Annotated in this window: 12 protein-coding genes; 5 read left to right on the forward strand and 7 right to left on the reverse strand. The window is 51.6% G+C overall.

From position 1 onward, the window contains the following. Positions 1 to 183: 183 nt before the first annotated feature. The 6 genes from GOV85_RS13120 to GOV85_RS21720 form a co-directional block, all read right to left on the reverse strand. Entirely contained in the window at positions 184 to 1,269 is a 1,086-nt protein-coding gene (locus GOV85_RS13120; protein WP_171178898.1) for a BamA/TamA family outer membrane protein, read from the reverse strand. A gap of 339 nt (positions 1,270 to 1,608) precedes the next feature. Further along, positions 1,609 to 2,346 carry a hypothetical protein gene (locus GOV85_RS13125; RefSeq protein ID WP_171178901.1) on the reverse strand — a complete coding sequence of 246 codons (738 nt, stop codon included), beginning with the start codon at positions 2,344 to 2,346 and terminating at the stop codon, positions 1,609 to 1,611. Between the two features lie 306 nt (positions 2,347 to 2,652). Next, positions 2,653 to 3,987 (reverse strand): serine hydrolase, encoded by a 1,335-nt coding sequence (locus tag GOV85_RS13130; protein ID WP_171178904.1) that lies wholly within the window; start codon positions 3,985 to 3,987, stop codon positions 2,653 to 2,655. Between the two features lie 451 nt (positions 3,988 to 4,438). Next, positions 4,439 to 5,272 (reverse strand): hypothetical protein, encoded by an 834-nt coding sequence (locus GOV85_RS13135; RefSeq protein WP_171178905.1) that lies wholly within the window; start codon positions 5,270 to 5,272, stop codon positions 4,439 to 4,441. Between the two features lie 270 nt (positions 5,273 to 5,542). After that, entirely contained in the window at positions 5,543 to 6,484 is a 942-nt protein-coding gene (locus tag GOV85_RS13140; protein ID WP_171178908.1) for a helix-turn-helix domain-containing protein, read from the reverse strand. Between the two features lie 164 nt (positions 6,485 to 6,648). After that, positions 6,649 to 7,554, reverse strand: coding sequence for an AraC family transcriptional regulator (locus GOV85_RS21720; protein ID WP_171178910.1), 906 nt, complete (start codon positions 7,552 to 7,554; stop codon positions 6,649 to 6,651). A gap of 135 nt (positions 7,555 to 7,689) precedes the next feature. Here GOV85_RS21720 and GOV85_RS13150 point away from each other — a divergent pair, with 135 nt between their 5' ends. From GOV85_RS13150 to GOV85_RS13160, 3 genes are all read left to right on the forward strand, one after another. Further along, positions 7,690 to 9,534, forward strand: a complete 1,845-nt coding sequence (locus tag GOV85_RS13150) for an amidohydrolase (RefSeq protein WP_171178912.1) — start codon at positions 7,690 to 7,692, stop codon at positions 9,532 to 9,534. After that, positions 9,534 to 10,325, forward strand: coding sequence for a DUF3299 domain-containing protein (locus GOV85_RS13155; protein ID WP_171178914.1), 792 nt, complete (start codon positions 9,534 to 9,536; stop codon positions 10,323 to 10,325). Before GOV85_RS13150 ends, GOV85_RS13155 begins: the two co-directional genes overlap by 1 nt. 818 nt (positions 10,326 to 11,143) lie before the next feature. Continuing rightward, positions 11,144 to 13,888: an AsmA family protein gene (locus GOV85_RS13160; RefSeq protein WP_171178915.1), complete on the forward strand. Its 2,745-nt coding sequence runs from the start codon at positions 11,144 to 11,146 to the stop codon at positions 13,886 to 13,888. Between the two features lie 11 nt (positions 13,889 to 13,899). Here the strand turns inward: GOV85_RS13160 and GOV85_RS13165 are convergent, their stop codons facing one another. Then, positions 13,900 to 14,400, reverse strand: a complete 501-nt coding sequence (locus GOV85_RS13165) for a hypothetical protein (RefSeq protein ID WP_171178917.1) — start codon at positions 14,398 to 14,400, stop codon at positions 13,900 to 13,902. A gap of 162 nt (positions 14,401 to 14,562) precedes the next feature. Here GOV85_RS13165 and GOV85_RS13170 point away from each other — a divergent pair, with 162 nt between their 5' ends. Both GOV85_RS13170 and GOV85_RS13175 read left to right on the forward strand, forming a co-directional pair. Then, positions 14,563 to 14,871 carry a hypothetical protein gene (locus tag GOV85_RS13170; RefSeq protein ID WP_217358295.1) on the forward strand — a complete coding sequence of 103 codons (309 nt, stop codon included), beginning with the start codon at positions 14,563 to 14,565 and terminating at the stop codon, positions 14,869 to 14,871. Continuing rightward, positions 14,856 to 18,437: an adenylate/guanylate cyclase domain-containing protein gene (locus tag GOV85_RS13175; RefSeq protein ID WP_171178919.1), complete on the forward strand. Its 3,582-nt coding sequence runs from the start codon at positions 14,856 to 14,858 to the stop codon at positions 18,435 to 18,437. Before GOV85_RS13170 ends, GOV85_RS13175 begins: the two co-directional genes overlap by 16 nt. Positions 18,438 to 18,456: the final 19 nt, after the last annotated feature.

Here is an 18,456-nt window from a genome sequence, read left to right on the forward strand (position 1 = left end):
ATAGTGTAGAAACATCAGCAAGTTTATGTGCTTGTCGGCTGGAGAATGAAATGTTCAACCCAGTAGGTCTACTGGAATGGGAGTCCCTAAAACGTCTTGGTCAATACCTAAACAGAACGCGCAGTCGGTATTGAAACGTCTGTAATTTGTAGAAGAATAGTTGCCGGTTTCAAAAAAGGTGACTTAAAATCTTTGGCCAACATAGAAATATAGAAACTGGTCTCCGTCGTCGTTGACCGCCGCATCTATCGAAAAATCCAGTTTGTGTTTTTTTGTTACTCGGTAGCGCAAACCAACACCGCCAGCGTAGCGGAAGCCACTATCGACAGAAATACTGTTCTTTTGCACTTCGCCACCACCAGCAAATGCGACGTATCCAAATCGCTTAGAAAGTCTTCCTCGATATTCAGCTTGCGCGGTCAGCATCGAGTTTCCATAAACATCAAACAATGGAAAACCCCTTATTTCAGAACCTAGAAGGCAACTGTCGAAGAAAGGAGTGCGGTCGCTTTTTTCGCAAGCCGTTGCTCTGAAGGCGATAGCTGATTCATTGCTAACGGGCCAAAACTTGTCGTAGCTTAGCTTCAGTCCGTAATAGGACAGATCCCCGTTTTGAACATCGTTTGAGTAGGTCAGTGCCAGATCCACTTTGTTCCCGCTAACCGGGTAAAACGTATCGTCACGAGTATCCCATTTCGCGACAAGGCCTACTGTTGCTAGCGCTGTGTCTGAGAGTTCGGCAACTTCAGGGGGCAACACGAAGCCGTCTACACCTGAAACAACGGTGTTCAGATACTGCAACGATGCACCTGCTGAAAAAGTATCCGTAAAGCTGTAGCGATACGCGCCTTGGAACGCGAGGCCCTGCTGCGAGACGTTTATCGAGTCATTAATCAGGAACAAATCGTATTTTAGATCTCCATATGCGAGTATGAACTCAACGTTGTGGCGATTGTTGTCGAGAGACAAACCACCACCTAGCCCGATTGCGTAGCTTTCCTTGTTCGTCCCTGCGAGGGCTGCACCTAAAGACGAGGTTTTTGATCCTTCGTCGCTTTGAAAAAGGTATCCAACACCCAAAACTAGCCCAGCACCGAAAGTCGGGTCGTTAATCGGGATGGGAACACCAACAAAAGAACCATTTTTGAATCCCAGTTCACTGTTGTCCTGGTTCGCATTGTCATCAGTGCCTTCCGCGCTCGCTCCAAACGCAGTGCAGAACATCGCAACTGCGCAAAAACCGGCCAAAGAAGTGCGAGGTTTACTCATTGAATAGGTTTCGTGAAAAGTTTGGCACTTAGTAGATACTCAGTCTTGAAAGCTAATCTGGACGTTTTACTTTCACCACAATAAGAGTAGCAAGCAGCTGACAGCCTTGTCCAGCTTATCGGTTGGGAACGCTCAATGCAGGTCCTGTGACTCGCTAATAATCATCTAAGCCGGATTTTCTCGCATACAAATCAGGCTGATCATGACAGCGTACTGAGCTGAATTGAGAGCAAGGTAGACATTCTGCCGAACGGCGGGAGCAGCTTTTCAGAAGTTCAGTCAACGAAAAAATGGAACATCTGAATAGTGAAAGCCCATTGGTGAACGGAAGGATTGGCATCAAACCAAACCGGAACCAGTGAGAAAATACTTGATTGCGTCAGCGATGAAAGCCAAGCCCAAGACGCCGAACAGCAGTGGGATGAACCATGATGCGGTGCTGCCTATGAACGTGATGAACGCTTCCAGTTTGGCTACAATGGACTGCCCCACGACAGCATATGCAAATGGAATCAGCATATATGGTAGCGCATACAAAAGGTTGTAGATCAGCAAACCTAGAGCCTTAGATTCAACATTGAAGCTGAACAACTCATTGATTAAGCCGAAATACGGTACAGAAAACGGCATACTCAAAACGCAAATTGTTACTCCCATCATGAAAGATGGAAACAAACCTTCTTTCTGCTCGCTGACTTCAGATCTTGTAGATTGCTTTTCAATTTGGGCACTTGTGCTCATCCTCACAGCGAAGCCGAGCAAAACCAGCCCCAGAACAAAGCCGATGACGAAGTTGATGCGCGTTGGGTCCACGAAACCTTTGACGACGAAGTCCACCACCGGAGCGAAAAGTTCCGCAAGTCCGGTGGCGATTAAACTGCCCATCACAAAGTAGACAAATCCGTAAACGATTAAAATGCCCATCAGAAAGTAGGCAAGTGTATGGCCTAAGATGAGTGCGTAGCTTTTTGCAATCGGACGGCTCCTTGTAAGAGCATATGCAATTGCGACGAGTAGGACGGGGTTTGCTACATCAACCAATAAAATAGGTATTCCTACCGCCCAAATACTACTCATTCCCGGCACCACTCACTCACATCAATAGGTTTCTTAGACATCCATTCATGTCCTTAACTTAGACTTCAGAGGAGCCGAGTGTAAAAGATGCCCCACTGCCCTGTGGCCATTTACCGGTTTCTACACGCGTATATACGTTTGACAAACCTGAGATTGTGCGACGGAACCGCGAACCAAAGAGGCGTCCGCGACTAGCAAGAACCTTTAACCTCTTTTTGCTGCGGGTCATGCCACTCAGTGATTGATCGTCCTCTAATGATTATGGCGCACGCTTTCACGTGCGCCGCAACAACGAGGTAGTCGCCGCTATTGTGCAAGATAACCAATTATCGCGTCATAGGCATTGATATTGTATTCGTCATAGTAGTTTGTAGAAGCCTCCGGCTGCGAGCTTTGTTTGACAATTGCCACGCCACGCTCAACGTCGATGTAAATCCACTGCCCATTTACCCCGATGGCATTGAACGACTCTTTGCCTGGCGTATGACGCACCCACCATTGTGCGCGGTAACTCCAATCCCCTCCGCCCATGACGCCCTTAGCATCTGGACCATTTGAGAACTTGTCTCTGTCGGCACCGTCCGAGAGCTTTTGGATAACTTCCTTCGGAACAACCTGTTCGGCTCCAACCATTCCGTCATTTAGCATCATTATTGCAAATCGTGCGAGGTTTCGTGGCGTCGCGTTTAAGCCGCCACCTGCAAAAAGCGTCCCATTCTTGTCCAGAAGTACATATGTTTCGCCTTCTGCACCAATTTTCGACCAAAGATCCGTAAGTTCATCCTGAAATGAGCGACCGGTCGCACGATTTGTCACCCAATTCACGACATCTGTTTTTGGCGTCTGATAGTGAAACACATCACCCTGTTCGTGAGCTTCGTCCTTTGGCAGCGTTGCAAGGTAAGAGTAAATACTGTCAGCGGGTATTTCGTCGGCAGGAGCTTCCCTTAACCCAAGGACCTTAGAATATTGTGTAATTCCTGAGTTCGGGTCAGCATAGTCTTCTGAAAAATCCAAAGACGCTGTCATGTCTTCGACCTGCTCAAACGTCGCATCTCCAAATGCACCGGAACTTTGCAACTCGGGGACGTATTTGGTTACTGGGTCTTCTTCGCTTAGAGAACCATTTGCAACAGCCATGAGACCAAACATTCCAGCGAACGACTTCGTGACGGACATCATTTGATGAGGCCGGTTCGGGCTCATACCGTTCAAGTACCGCTCATATACGATGCGGTCGCCATGGATAACGACAAAAGCATCGGTATAGGTTTCTTTTAGGTATGTATCGAAATCTACTTCGGACCCATCTTCCCGTTTGTAGGTCAGGCGTTCAATTCCACTGTCAATGTTCACCTTTACAGGTAGGGGCGATAGTGACGCGGGAATATTGGCGGTTGGAAACAACTCGCGCATATGCTGGTAGGACCAACGGTTGTAAGGAACGCCAAACAGCCCGTTTGTTCGGTTCACGCGCTTGTCTTCTGGCGGTGGAAAGCCTTTCATCAGACCAAGTTCGTCGGCAGTAGCGTAGGGATTATCTTCCGCATCAGCCGTAACTGCCGAAGCCAAAACGGCAACGCAGAACACTGCTGCGACCTTACCAATTCTGGCGATTGGTAGCTTCGTGTTGGTGGCCATGTAGTTCTCCCTTGTTTCCTGCGTGACTAATCATTTGATTGTATTCATCAAGTTCTGCACCGAATATGAACCCGTGACCAAACAAGTCGTAGCTTTTTGAGTACGCAAATTGCGCAAAACGACAGCACGTCAACCAACGAAATTGTAAACCCTACTGTCCAAACACTACTCAACCCCAGTACTGCACAGTTAAATCACTTGAGTTCTCAGACATCCATTTCCGCCCACTGCTTAAATTCCGGAGGGGCCAAGAGCGAACTTCACTTTTCACTCTTGGGACATTCCATCAGTTTGAACGATGCTCGATGCTGATTAAGAGTGTGTTTCCGACCATCGCATCGAAAGTGAGGTCGTGTAGCTAACCCAAATGCGGGGGTTCAGTATCGTGGTAACGTCATAGTTCGAAATCGTATCGGCCAAGACTTTTTGCTCCTCAACGTGCTTGTTTCGTTCAGAAGAAAAAAGAGATGCCAAACTTGAACTGTCTGTTTGGCCCACCTGTGGGAGACTGGGTAACGTCGTAGTAACCAGCGCTCAGGTCCAATGCGGTACCCTTTTCGTCGTTGGTTATGATAGTTTTGCCGACAGTTAGGCCCAGTGGCACTAACCAGGCCTCGTCATTGTTAGAAGCATTCCAATTATATGATATCACATTATTATATCCGAAATACCAACCTCCACCAAGGCCGTAGATCAGGATCGGCTGTAGTATAGTCGTGTTGAAGTCGCTCTCCCCCCACATATGAGCAAGAACACCACCCCAGGACAAATCTCCTGCCTGACCAAATATCACGAAGGCCGGACCCGCCCCCCAACCCGCGCCCTGAAGCGCGTCGTCGGTGTGGGTTGGTAGAGATACTTGTAGCCCATAGCCGAGAGAAATATTGCCCGAAGGTGTCGGTGCGTAAAACGCTTGAACCGTTGAATCACCTATACCCCATTCGAGATCGGAGTTTTGGGTAGGTTCACCTATGCCGGGCGGTAGAACTGCACCCGGTGCAACACCTTGAATTGGGATAATGCCCCTTAGCACCAGGTTGGCGCCGTCAAGTGGAACCGCGTAGACTGGTTGAATCTGGAAGTTATAACTGTCTTCCTCATCTGTGCCCGTTCTGAATGCCACCGTGTTGTCGGTCATGATCGCGCGAATGTCAGCGAGGGGGTTGGCGGCTTTTCGGGCCGCTTCGCATGCTGCATCGCAGCCGGCGTCTTGAGCTTGAACCATCACAGGCAGAAAGCTGTATGCCAGCGCACCAATAACGAGATGTGACAACTTCTTTTTCATCTTCAATTCCCCGTCCCTAGAATACTGATTTACCAAAAGTCTTCTGTCTCAAGGCTGCAATGCGATCCGCCAGCGCACAAGTCCTCCATCAAAATTAACATTCATTTTTGTTTAACTATGCCGTGTCGCCTTCAAGATATCGAACGGATTGGATACGCAAATTGTGCAAATCTCGCTCAATTTGCTCTTCCAGTTGTGACCGTGGTTTTGGGGCACGTGAGGAGGTGGAGAACCAGTTGAAAACCCAGAACGGAATAGCCGTCCAATATCTTACCGTTTTCTCAGTGTGTCGCTCGGCAACTCGCCATATTGTCGTTTATAATACTCAGAGAAGCGCCCAAAGTCGCGAAACCCATGTTTGCTTGCCACTTGCTTGATCAAAGTGCTCTGACTGCTGCTCATCGCCAATTCGAACCGTGCGTTCTGAAGCCTTCGAAAGCGCATAAATTTTGTTGGAGAAACTCCAAGCTCTTGTTGGAAAGACAGGTATAACAGTCTAGGGCTAACGCAAATCGCATCCGCAAGCTGTCGAGAACTCAAGAACTGCTGTGAACTACTTATCGCTTCCAAGGCTCGTGCAACAGTCTTCCAAGTGGCGGCACTTTTCAGGTTCGCGAAATCCTTTGACTTCTCGCTGTTTTTGCAAAGCATGTCACCTAGCGAAAACATGATGTGATCTTGGAGATCATCGGGTGAAAATTGATCCCAAAGACGCGGTTGGTCAAAAAGGCTGAACAGCAACTTCCTTAAACGCCGTCCAGTCGTCCCAAGCTTTGCAATTCCGTTTGTCGTATTCTGCGCCGAGTCAATTCGACAAAGTTCTTGGACCCCGTAGCGGTCTAGCAGGTTGGTCTCGAAGGTCACAAAAATCGAACTAAGGCAAGCTGGTGTCAGGCTTGAATGGTCGCGACCGGAGGACGTAATCAAAGCATCATCCGCTTCTACAGGTAGGCCACACCAAATCTCATTTTCGCTATTCGGGCGATAGAACGCAAAGCTTGTTGTTTCGCCGTCATGGGTCCAGTTTACGTGGCAAGGATGAGATTCTTCATTTAGCATGATTTGAAGGTCCGCTGCGCGAACGATCTGCAACTTGGAGTTTGTTATACCGGGTTTGAGTTGGACGGCTTCAATGTTCCAACCACCCATTGCTGCGTCAGTTTCCTGAAGAAAAGAAAACTCCTGATCTACCATCCATTTAGTTGCTCTCATGCGCCAGGCACCTCAATAATCGAACATGGACACGACCCCGCCTCTTCCATAGCCGACGTTGCAGGTCAGAGTGTCTACATTTGCAAGACCGGTTCCGTCACGGGGTAATCTGCCCTCTGCATTCGTACTGTTGCGAAGAAAAAAGTCGACGCGTATCCTCCTAACTAACTTCGCCGCAGCGTTTCAGCCGGGTTCTCACAAAAGAAGTCCCGGTACTCAGCTGCGAACCTGCCTGTATGGCGAAAGCCATTGTCGAGAGCGATCTGCAACACACTACTCTCGACTTGAGAACGCGCAAGCAAGTCTCGACGCGCGGCGGCCAATCGCAACACGCGCGAATAGCGCGCAGGTCCAATACCCGGCCAAATTCGAAATGCGCGATACAAGCTGCGGCGGTTCACACCGATGACCCGCGCCACCTCGTCCACGTTATCGAACTCCTCCGGCCCAAGTCCGGAGATATGACGACGGGCATGGGCCACGATCTTAAAAACATCCGAAGCGTCATCGTCTGGTGAGCGTTTGCTATCCTTGAAAAGCTGCGCGCCAAAAGCTTGCTCTAACGCGTTCAGGAACGCGAAGGCGATGTGCGGCTGTCTCAACATTGTGCTTTGGGCGAGTTTGTCGCTCAGGGCTTTCAATGCGTTGAAGCCGTCAGCAGAGGCTTTCATGAAACGGGCAGGCGACATGGACCAGCCGCGCTGTTCGGCGGTTTCTTTTGAGACCATAACCACGAACCCGGAAAAATTCTCAGGCATTACATATTCGTAGTCAAAGCGATCTCCAGGACGCCAGACAATTGTATCCCCGCGCTCCAATGGGTGGCCCAAAAACCGGGGACTGCCTTCGCCTTCTGTGACAATTCCGAACGATAAAAAGGGTACATTGTGTATGTCGCGCACCTGAACCGAGGCTGCGCATTGGATGTATTCCACTATGACTTGTCCGAGATCGACTGTGCTGTAGCGGTGCAACAACGGCCCTGCGGAAAGCTGAAGCATGTCAACGCTCCAGTCTTCGCCGAACTGCAACTCCTCAATCTGATAGGAGATATGTGTCTTCAGTTTCATTCCTCCTGATCTGATGCCTGCACCAAAAAGGTCAATCATTCGCAGTTTAAATTGCTCGTGGCACAAAGTGGATCGACAGGGTGCAAACAGTGGACTTAGACTTTTGAGAGAACTGCAGCACAAGGCTATACGCAAATGACTTTTTTTTCCAAGACGTTGATCCTTTCCAGCACAATGTTCTTGGCTGTGTCGAACATGGTCCAAGCGCAGAGCGCTGATACGATTTTTCTGAGCGAGAACATTGTCACGTCCAACGTCGAAATGCCGCTTGCGAAATCGGTCGCGGTAGAAGGTGATACCATCATTTGCGTGCGCACAGACGATAGTTGCCGAGAGCTTGCAGGCCCAGATGCCCAAATCGTGGACGCGGGCACAAACACCATCATGGCTGGTATCATCGACACGCATTTGCACACGCGCATCTTCGGACAAACGCATTTCGTCATGCTCAACCTGTTCAAATACAACGATGCAACACGCGAAGAGGTGGTCGAAGTCATCCGGGAATATGCATCGACACTTGCGCCGGATGAATGGGTTATCGGGGGCGGTTGGTCAGATGCGCATTTCCAGAACCCAACTAAGGAGGAACTGGACGAAATCGTGGGGGGGCGTCCTGCATTGATCTCGGACAATACTCAACATAACGGCTGGTATTCGACGAAAGCCCTGGAATACCTTGGGATCACTGCCGATTGGGAGCCACCGAAAGGCGGCTACATGCCGCTTAACGAAGCAGGTGATGAACCCTCTGGTCTTTTGCAGGAGAAAGCGCATCTTTCGACTGGTTTCGTCGAGCAGCATAAACTCTATTCCTTCGAGAAACAGGAAGCAGCGATCCGTGGCGCCGCCCGCGTTCTCAACGCGGTTGGGGTTACAGGAGCGACGGAGGCTGCTGCCGGGTCCAAGGAGGGTGCGGATGACGTCTACGTCCGTCTGGCGCAAAAAGGTGAATTAACACTCAGGCACGAGTTGGCAATGGTGTTCTGGGGCACCGGCACGCCTGAGGGTGATACCGCAATGATCGAACAATTGGAGATGCGGCGGGCCGCCGTCGAGGATGCAGGCGTTGACTCCAGCATTCTCCATGCGAACACTGTCAAATTCGCCATCGATGGAACGCCGGGGCGCTTCGCCTACATGGAAGGCCCGTATTTGGACGGCACAAGGCCAGATATGAACTTCCATCCAGACAATCTTGCAGAGATTTTTGACGCTCTGACAGAGCGCAATTTTACCCTGATGCTCCATGTTGAAGGGAATGCAGGGATCCGCCGCTCGCTCGACGCGCTGGAATTTGCACATGAAACTGGCGAACCCGTGCGCGACGACATCCCCCAAATTTTCACCCATGTCGACCATTTGTCGATCGACAACGCGCGGCGCATGTCCCGGCTTGGAGTTTCCGGACAGCTTCAACTTCACTGGGCTGATCCGACCGAGGAATACTTCCTCAATGTCACCAGCCAGAACCTGCCGAAAGAGGTTTTGGAGCGCATGTACCAGTTCAAGCTCGTGACCGAGTTCATGGAGTACGGATTTGGGCCTGACGCACCAACCTCGCCGGTGTTTTCACCGTGGGAAGGTATGGAGATCGGCATGACAAGGCAGGCGATGGGAACACCCGGCGGTCTTGTAATGCCCGGAGAGCCATTGACCTTTGATGAGGTTATCCATGGCTCAACACTGGGCAGTGCGCGCCTTCAGGATCGCGGCGATGTGTTAGGTAGTCTTGAGGAAGGCAAGCTTGCGGATATCATTGTGCTTGACCGCGACATCCGGAAGCAGGCCCTAGAGAATATCTTCGATTTTCATAAGATCGAAGTGCTGCAGACCTATATGGGCGGTGAGTTGGTCTACGACATTGATCGTGACGGCGAACCGGACAAAGAGCTGACAGAGCCGGTCTGGGAAGAAGGTGACGACGAAAAACTACGCCGTGGCGTGGCGGTCACCAGCGTAAGGGTGTCTGAGGGATGATGAAAGTCGCGTATGCGCTGGCGATGGTCGCGCTGTTCGGCCTTATAACTTCTCCAGTATCGGCGCAAAGCGTCGAGAAGGCACGGCAGCGCGCGATTGCAGGCCAACAAAACTTTGGAGTTCCGTTAGATCCGCTTGCTGCGCCGCCTATTTTAACGAGAGCACCGATCGGTGCTCCGCCGCATAGCATGTCGGCGGGGGGTCGTGTTATCGGTTGGCGAGATCTGCAACCGCCGCATGTTTTGAGCGAAACCCCCTTTGCTGACCTGCCTCCTTTTTTGCTCGATGCAATGCGTACCCACGTCGAATGGCGTACTTCATCGCCGCGCGAGCGCGAAAACTCGGCATTCATAAAACGCCACGAAGCTGCCCTGAAACTCCTCTCTATGCATAATGTCGATGTTGAAGGCCTGATGAAAATGCGCCGTAAGATTATTAGGCAGAATGGCCGTGCGGGACGCGGCCCTAATCCGGAAATTCTCGGACAGTTTATCCGCCTCCCGGGTTATGTCGTCCCGCTTGCTTTAGATGAGACAAAAGTGACCGAATTTCTGTTCGTGCCTGTCGCAGGGGCCTGCGTTCACACACCAACCCCACCTGCAAACCAGATTGTACACGTGAACTACCCGCAGGGCCTCGCTTTTAGCTCGATTTTCGACGCTTTCTGGATTGAGGGAGAGCTGGTAGCTGAAGATAGCAAAAGCAACGTTGTGTTTTACGACGGTGCTTCGAACATCGAGGCGCATTATAGTCTCACTGCCAAAGCCGTGGAGCTCTACACCGCGTGGTGAATGCGATCGTAAGGCCCTATATATGCTCGAACTTTTCCGAAATGCCCAACCAATTGCGGCTGCCGGTGAGTAAGACCTTCCGCCCTGAGACCAGTTACCTCTATGGACTTGTTGCAAAATTTGATCCGGTTTCATAACCGCTAGTTATAACGGTCACAGCGGTCATTTGCGGAAAACAGTCTGTTTATAGTGTAGCAAAAGACCGCTCCGATGGGCTTCTCTAGAAAAGGAGTTTCGTTGACGTTCGGCAAAGGTCAAATCCTCTCCCCGCAACCAAAATCCAAACAGCCCGGTCGATCTACAAAAAATCCACCGGATCAATTGCTTAACGATCAAACACCGTCAGCCTCGTAACCCGAAGCTCAGAGGTGCAAACCCTAATCACGTAAACAAATCTAGCGAATTGTCGTCGTTAAGAATGCCCGTCTCATCGACGGGCTTTGCTTTTTTTAACCATGGCGATCAAATTGCCCCGTATTTCCGGGACATAAACGCAGATAACTTCTCTGCAACAGAAGAAATGTAACGTTCAGCAGCAATCTGGGGTTCCTGCCAAATCGCTGACTTGATCGATCTGTGAGTGACTACCCGAGCCAACACTGGTCCTTTTGACCTATTGGACAGCGTGGGTCGAAGACGGGGTGTTTCATTTCCGTGAGGACCCAAACGAACGGGATGCTCGAATCCTTACAGCTTTGGATCTCTGGGCATGAAATGCCTAGAGCGTTACCTTCATATTTGTGAACCAACCTGCCAGCAGGCTTGGCGATCTCAAAATTGCAGATAGACTGAACAATGTAACGACGACAGGGAAGCGAATGAGGACCTGGTTATTTAGAATAATAGGCACAGTCGCATTTCTGGCATTCGCAGCAGTCGCTTTTGTTTGGCTGTTGCTTGCGGCTCCAATGTTCTCGGATATGCGGCGTGAACTTGTAGAACAGGTTCTTTCGGAACAAATCAACCGACCACTATTGGTCAACGACGATGTGCGCATCGCGGCGGGCCGCATTACCCACATTTATGTCGGCGGCGTGGTGATCCCAAGCCTTTCAATGGAAGATACCTCACTTGCAGAGTTAAATCGGCTGGAATTGGAGTTGGATATTGCCGCTTTGGCCAATGGGCGCCTTCACTTTGACAATCTGGTTGTAGATGGCCTGCAAGCAAATTTTCTAACTGCGGCTGATGGCACGACAAGCTGGCTCAAGGGCCATTCAGCACCAAATTCTGAACCCGAAAGCATCGCGGCAGAAGAAACTCTGGAAACGTCGATAGAGGTTCGCGAGTCCGATGACGAAGGCGCGGAAAACAAAGGCATCCTTACGTTTTTGAGCGACAAGAACGTGAGCTTTACGTCCATCGGATTGAACATAGATGACCAGGCTTCGGGGTTTGCCTTTGTTTTCGACCTCCAATCTCTTGCCCTGGAACAATTGTATGGCGGGCAGAACACAAGGGTTTCGGGGACGGGCTCTGTCAACGGTCAGGGTTTCGAAATCGAAGGCGACTACCCTCGCGGCGCGCCGTTTACGACGCACGCCAGTTTTGGGGAAATGACGGTAAGCTACGATGGTCAGCCATTGGCGGAAGACGAAGGTGGCGGTTATCGCGCGGTCTTGGAGATGGACACCGGTGAATTTGGCGATTTTCTCGAAGTCGTTGGGTTAGATCGTGTTCTGGAAGGCAACGGCCAGTTTCAGGCAGAGCTTGTGTCCCAGGATGCGCTCAAGATCGAAAGCTTTGCGACCAGCATAAATCTTGAGGATGGACAGAAACTCGAAGCTGAGGGTTCGATAGATGACCTTTACACCGCTCAGGGCGTCGATCTGATCTTTGATGCCCGCCTTCACCCTGAGGGACAGCCGCCGAGCGCGGCAAAGAGCTTCCAGGACCTGAAGTTCTCGGGGTTTGAGATGCACATGGTGGGATCTCTGGCGTCTTTCGAGTTCGAGAAACTACTGTTTAAAACCAACGCATTCGACCAGGGGCTGGACGTGATTGGGCCAGCATCCATCGAAAGCATACGTCGCATGCCCGACGGTCGCCTGGCCATGCTGGGCATTGCGCTACAAGCCGGACCGATCGAGGAGCCGGTCCTGAAAGCCGAAGGTGAAATCCTCGATCTGCTCCAACTTCAGGACGTAACTTTTGATGGTATGCTCGACGGGCCCGCTAAACTGATATTACCGAACCTAGATGAAGGCTTTGTCGACCAGTTCGGCGGCATCAAGGCCGATTTCAACATATCCAATGCGGGCGGGCCGGTTTCACTCAATAGGTTTAATGCTACCAACTATGGCACCGATCTCTGGGCGCTTGATCTCGCACTATCTGTCAACGAGCTAAAAGGGCTGGCCGGTCTCGATTTCGACGTGAAACTGGACGTCAACGACAGCGCCCAGTTTCTCACCGCACTCAACCTGCAACCCATCGAGATTGGCGCAATGGCTATCGATGCTGAAACCTCCAGGCAGGGTGAGGACTTTGATGCCGCAATCAAGTTCGAAGCCGGGTCTTCCGATCTTCTTGCGGCTTTGGATGCGCGGTTTCCCGAAGGTGCATCCGTCGTCCGTGGCAACATTACGAGCGAGAGGCTCGATCTCAACGACCTGAAGAACCTGACCGCCGTGCTGGACCAACTGAAAGGCCTGGTAGGCGAGGCCTCACAAGAACCTGAACCCGAAGTTCAGCCTCTGGTTTTGCCCAAGGAGACAGACGTTCAGCCCTTGGTGTTGCCAAAGGAGAAAGGGAAACCTGCCGATCTTTTGGATGTACAACGTGTACTGAAAGAGGCTGATGTTGAGGTGCAGATCGATTTCAAAGAGATTGTAGGCCAGCAAGGCGTAACATCTGTTTCAAGCCAATTGTCTGCCAAAGACGGAACCGTGGATTTCGGACCTCTTCAGATGGCTTATGGTGGCGGAAACTTCAGCCTGCGTGCGGTGATGGATCTGATTGACTCACCTGATTGGCTTTCGTTGTCAGGATCAACCTCGGGATGGGAATTCGGTGAAATCCTTGATGAACTGGGGATTGGTATTGATGCCTACGGGCGTTTGAGTGGTGAGTTCAACGTTTCTGGCAGCCCCGCCTCGGGCAAGGCCTTCGTCAACTCGATGCGCGGCAATGCGTCTTTGTCGATGTCGCAAGGTTACATTAGTACCAGTCTACTGGAGTTAGCCGGGCTGGGCATATTCCCGTGGCTGTTTTCAGAGGAGTTCAGACAAGGCTACACCGACATCACTTGTGTGGTAGCCCCGGTTGATATTCAGGCCGGGCGGGTCAGTTCAAACTCCATCGTCATTGAAACGGGATCGGTTCAATTGGTGGCCAGGGGACAAGTGGACTGGCTGAACGATAGCATAGCGATCAGAGCAGAGCCCCGTCGCGTTGGCAAACCGCTATCCCGAAGCGCGTGGCCCTTTGATGTGACTGGCCAGCTTTCGTCGCCAAAGTTCAAACTGGACGTGGGTGGGTCAAGGAACAAGGCCCCGGAAGGCGCTGATGCTATGCCTGTCGACAGGCAACACTGTGTGCCGGACATCAATCAATTGCAATAGCAGGACGCGACCTAGTTCTTTAATGGTTCAGGCTGCTCGGCCTGACATGTCAGAACCGCCTCGATGGCTTTTGCAGACCCGCTGAGATCAAGCTCTATCTCGGTCCCGCTTTCGCCAATAATCGTGACGCTTTGACGCTTTCCGAATTCAGTTACAAACGCCGGGTTGTCGAAAAAGGCGTAGCCACCGGGCACACCATTCTTGAAGACACCCACCGCTTCGCCTTCGAATCTCGCATCACCAAAATCGAACTGTACGATCCCGGTCGCCCCGTCCTCGATTTGAACCCAGGCGGGATTGTAGGCCGCAAAGAACCCGCCAGCCTGATTGGGCGCTGCGCCAATTTCAACGGTCATGTCACCTTCAAACGGTTTCCACGCAAGGCAGCCGTTGCCCTTTTCGGGATCAATCAGGATTGTCCAATCGCCGGATTCACCCCACCGTTCCATACCAGCTGCTTGAATTAAGCTTGCATAACACAAAGCCAATGTTGTCAGCACATACCTGTACATTCTGAACCCCAAACAGTTTTGAAGGTTAATCCATCCTACCGATACGGGAAGATCAATCAAACGATATGGAAGAGTCTTCAGGAGACAAGCCAACGAACCGAAACCGTTGTGTTGTAAACACGCTCGTCCCCAATTGCCACGATGACATTCAATTTTGGCTCCGTGAACGTACAAGGTCAGGAGATGTTGGCCGACCACTATAGCGTCGCCATGCGGCTAGAACAGGACAGCGAAGCCAAGGTCACAGTCTTTCAATGCGCCAATCCGGAACCTTTCGTCTGCACCTACGACACCGAGCTTCTCAAAGACATATCGACCGAGGCGGTATCACGCGAAGACGCTCAGCTATTGGACCTTAAATTGGTTTGCGAGCGGATCAACAATGTGCCGATGGCCGCCATCGCAAAACCGGAAGAGTTCTTGATTAGCGCAGCGTATCTCAGCATGATCCTAAGATGTCGGCTGAAATAGACCAGTGGTTAAATGATCTCGACCTGAGTCAGTACGCAGATGTTTTTGCGGAAAACGATATTGATGCGCGTGTTTTACCACTACTGTCTGGCGACGATTTAAAAGAGCTCGGGGTGAGCCTTGGTCATCGCAAGATCATCCTCGCTGCAATCCACGAACGCGCCGATCAACAGCACGTAACCTCGTCATCACAAGCAGCTCGTGAACAAGCGCCCACCTCAGATAATGCGCAAAGTGATGATCTGCTTAAACGGAAGCATAGTGAACCGGTCACTGCAGAGAGGCGTCACGTAACGGTTTTGTTTGCCGATCTAGTCGGTTCGACGGAACTCACCAATCGGCTTGATCCCGAAGACATGCGGGGCTTGCTGCAGAACTACCAAGACGCCGTTGCCGGAGCCGTCAGTCGGTATGGCGGCTACGTTGCAAAATATCTGGGAGACGGTCTTCTTGTGTTTTTTGGCTGGCCGAGGGCTTACGAAGATCACGCAATTCGGGCGATAAAAGCCGGTCTGGAATCTGTTCGGCGCGTCGGGGAACTCAATACACCGGACGGAGAGCGCTTGTCGGTGAGGTTGGGTGTTGCAAGCGGCGATGTAGTGGTCGGCGACACCATCGGCGAAAATACATATGAAGAAGGGGCTATGACTGGCCCGGTCGTCAATCTTGCGGCGCGGATTCAGGAACATGCAGAGCCAAACTCGGTCGTATTGTCCGTGGAGGAAACCGAGACAGCCTTGCATCGGATATTTGAATTTCAACCCCTTGGGAAGACAGAGCTAAAAGGTTTTGCTGAACCACGTACTCTGTTGAAAGTGGTGTCTGAGCGCAGTGCGGAAAGCCGGTTTCGAGCTTCACATCGCGATGATGCCGCCAGCGCGATGATTGGCCGCGACTACGAAAAAGGGATACTACTGCAATCATGGCAACGTGCTCAGAATGGTCACGGAGAGGTTGTTCTGCTGTCTGGTGAACCCGGGATTGGAAAATCGCGACTTACAGAAGAATTTCTTGCTGACATCGCCGCAAGCGACCAAGCCGATGTCATAAGACTGAACTGTTCCCCTTATCTCAGCAGTAGCCCCTTTCATCCGGTTGCCCAACGAATTTCCCAGGACGCTGGGGTCGAACCGGGGTTCGACGACAATCTGATCCTTGAACATGTTCGGAATATGCTTGAAGGGCGGCGCGGGCTGGACTGGGAACAAGTTCTGCCTGTCTTTGCAGCGTTGGTCGCGCCTCGTAGTGCGCTCGCCCAAAAGGTGCTCGAGATGTCACCGCAGGAGCAGCGCGACATAACAATCCAAACTTTGATCCACACCGTGCAAGTGCGATCAAGCGTGCGCCCGGTTATTCTGTGCGTCGAAGATGCTCATTGGATCGATCCTTCCACCCAAGCCTTGTTGGAGCGGTTTAAATCGATCTGCACCGATCTTCCTCTGATGATCCTGATAACCCACAGGCCCGGGTGGGAACTGGCTCGAGACGACGGGGACACGCACGTTCAGTCCCTGGTATTGCGCCGGTTCGATTCTGCGCATGTCTCAAACCTTGTCGAAAACATTACTGGCAAGAAGCCGGACGATGCCCTGATTGCCACAATCATTGAAAAGACCGACGGTGTACCTTTGTTCGTGGAAGAGCTGACCCGAGCGATTGTCGAGGCGGGAGAGCACGGGCAAATCCACATACCGTCGTCTTTGAAAGGCGCGTTGATGGCGCGTCTCGACGCGGTTTCACCTGAGGCAAAACAAGTCGCACTTACAGGTTCTGTAATTGGCCGAGAATTTGAGCCGAGCATATTGAATGCGGCGATGCGCATTGCGGATTCTGATATCAACAAATGCCTCGAAGAGCTTTCTCGAACCGGCATAATCTTCGAAAGCGGTCACAATCGTGGGCATTTTGTATTCCGTCATGCCCTTATTCGCGATACCGCCTATCAGTCCATGCTGAGCTCGACCCGAAAACATCAACATGCAGACGTGGCGCGTGCGTTGATACGAACACGGTCCGCTGAGATCGAGCGACGCCCCGAACTGGTCGCCCGCCACCTTTCAGAAGCTGAGGATTGGGGGGCTGCGTTCGAAAAATGGCAGATTGCGACAGAAATGGCATTGGCGCGATCTGCCAGCCAGGAAGCGATGACCAACGCTAAGGAAACTCTACGAGCTGCTGAAAATCTAGGCTCAGACTCTGATTCAGAATTGATCAAAAGCAAGATTCTGGTTGGTCGCAGCCATGACAGCCTGGGCCAATTGCCCGAAGGTATAGCGGTTCTGAAGGACGCTTCCAGCGCAGCCCGTGCCTTGCATAACGTAGAGCTGGCCGCTGACGCGGCCAACCACTTCGCTGACTCATGTATGATGTCCAGCGAAAGGCACGGTGAGGCAATTGATCTCTGCGATAGTGCACTGAGTGACTTGCCCGATGATGATGAAGTCCGCCGGTGTAGATTGATGAGCCAACTTGCGCGCGCCCACATGTTCGTCGGTCAGTTCTCCGAAGGTGCGCGTTTCGGCCAGCAGTCGATGGAACTGGCCGCAAAACTGGGTGATTATAAATCCCAGTTCTCGGTAATGATGATGCATTTCGGGGCCCCATTCGTTGCGCGGAAGGGAAGAGAAGCCCACCATTGGCGCGAAAATCTGGAGGCTATGCACGGTGTGGCCGAGCATCTTGGTAGCATCGATCAAGGGCGGGATCGCACTCTGAGCTTGTTTGTAGGCGCCGAGATGGCCGACCGAGAGTTGATGGACCATTCTTTGGGTTTGCTTACAGAGATTTCGGAAAAGGACAATCATCTGCAGCTCTATTGGGTTCAGAAACACGCACGCGCGATGGTTGCAATTATGGACGGCGATTTTGAGCAAGCTGAAAAACACGCCACCGAAGCGGTAAAAATTGGCCGAAAGACCCATGGGGAACATGTTGAGGGCGTCTTTGGAGTTCAGATGTTCACCATTCGCCGCGAGCAAAACCGACTGCACGAGGTTGCGCCTGTGATTAAGCAACTGATGACAGACAGCCCCGAAGACATTTCATGGAAGCCCGGTTTTGGTCTTATCGCTGCCGAGCTTGGATACAAGGAACCGGCCGAACGAATACTGAATGAAATGGCTGCCAATGGCTTCGATCTTCCACCAGACGCCATGTATTCAACGACTTTGTCCTATCTGGCCGACATATGTGTCGCCATTCAGCATCAAGAACACGCCAAGACGCTCTATAAAATGCTTGCTCCTTACGAAGAACTGACGATCACCGCTGGGGCCACGACAGTATGCACTGGCGCAGCTGCGCGACGCCTCGGAAGTCTGGGTACGGTTCTGAAGGACTGGGATGTGGCTGAGACGATGTTCCAGAAGGCAATAGAAATTGACACGCGCATGAAATGCCCTCCTTGGGTCGCGCACAGCAAGACGGCATATGCTACTGCACTAAGACAACGCGGCCGCCCGGCTGATGTGGAACAGGCGTTTCAACTGGAAGGGGAAGCGTTGGCAATTTCACAGAAATTGAGTATGGTTTCCCTAAGGTCAAAGCTCGAAGGAGTAGCGAGTTAAGGTAAAAAATCTGGTCTGG

The organism is Ruegeria sp. HKCCA4633 (assembly GCF_013034605.1).
Classification (GTDB): Bacteria; Pseudomonadota; Alphaproteobacteria; order Rhodobacterales; family Rhodobacteraceae; genus Ruegeria.

What these genes read in the sequence shown, in the direction of transcription:
- GOV85_RS13120 (WP_171178898.1), bottom strand. Translation starts at nt 1,269, where the DNA reads ATGAGTAAACCTCGCACTTCTTTGGCCGGTTTTTGCGCAGTTGCGATG.
- GOV85_RS21720 (WP_171178910.1), bottom strand. Translation starts at nt 7,554, where the DNA reads ATGAAACTGAAGACACATATCTCCTATCAGATTGAGGAGTTGCAGTTC.
- GOV85_RS13135 (WP_171178905.1), bottom strand. Translation starts at nt 5,272, where the DNA reads ATGAAAAAGAAGTTGTCACATCTCGTTATTGGTGCGCTGGCATACAGC.
- GOV85_RS13125 (WP_171178901.1), bottom strand. Translation starts at nt 2,346, where the DNA reads ATGAGTAGTATTTGGGCGGTAGGAATACCTATTTTATTGGTTGATGTA.
- GOV85_RS13155 (WP_171178914.1), top strand. Translation starts at nt 9,534, where the DNA reads ATGAAAGTCGCGTATGCGCTGGCGATGGTCGCGCTGTTCGGCCTTATA.
- GOV85_RS13160 (WP_171178915.1), top strand. Translation starts at nt 11,144, where the DNA reads ATGAGGACCTGGTTATTTAGAATAATAGGCACAGTCGCATTTCTGGCA.
- GOV85_RS13130 (WP_171178904.1), bottom strand. Translation starts at nt 3,987, where the DNA reads ATGGCCACCAACACGAAGCTACCAATCGCCAGAATTGGTAAGGTCGCA.
- GOV85_RS13140 (WP_171178908.1), bottom strand. Translation starts at nt 6,484, where the DNA reads ATGAGAGCAACTAAATGGATGGTAGATCAGGAGTTTTCTTTTCTTCAG.
- GOV85_RS13175 (WP_171178919.1), top strand. Translation starts at nt 14,856, where the DNA reads ATGTCGGCTGAAATAGACCAGTGGTTAAATGATCTCGACCTGAGTCAG.
- GOV85_RS13150 (WP_171178912.1), top strand. Translation starts at nt 7,690, where the DNA reads ATGACTTTTTTTTCCAAGACGTTGATCCTTTCCAGCACAATGTTCTTG.
- GOV85_RS13165 (WP_171178917.1), bottom strand. Translation starts at nt 14,400, where the DNA reads ATGTACAGGTATGTGCTGACAACATTGGCTTTGTGTTATGCAAGCTTA.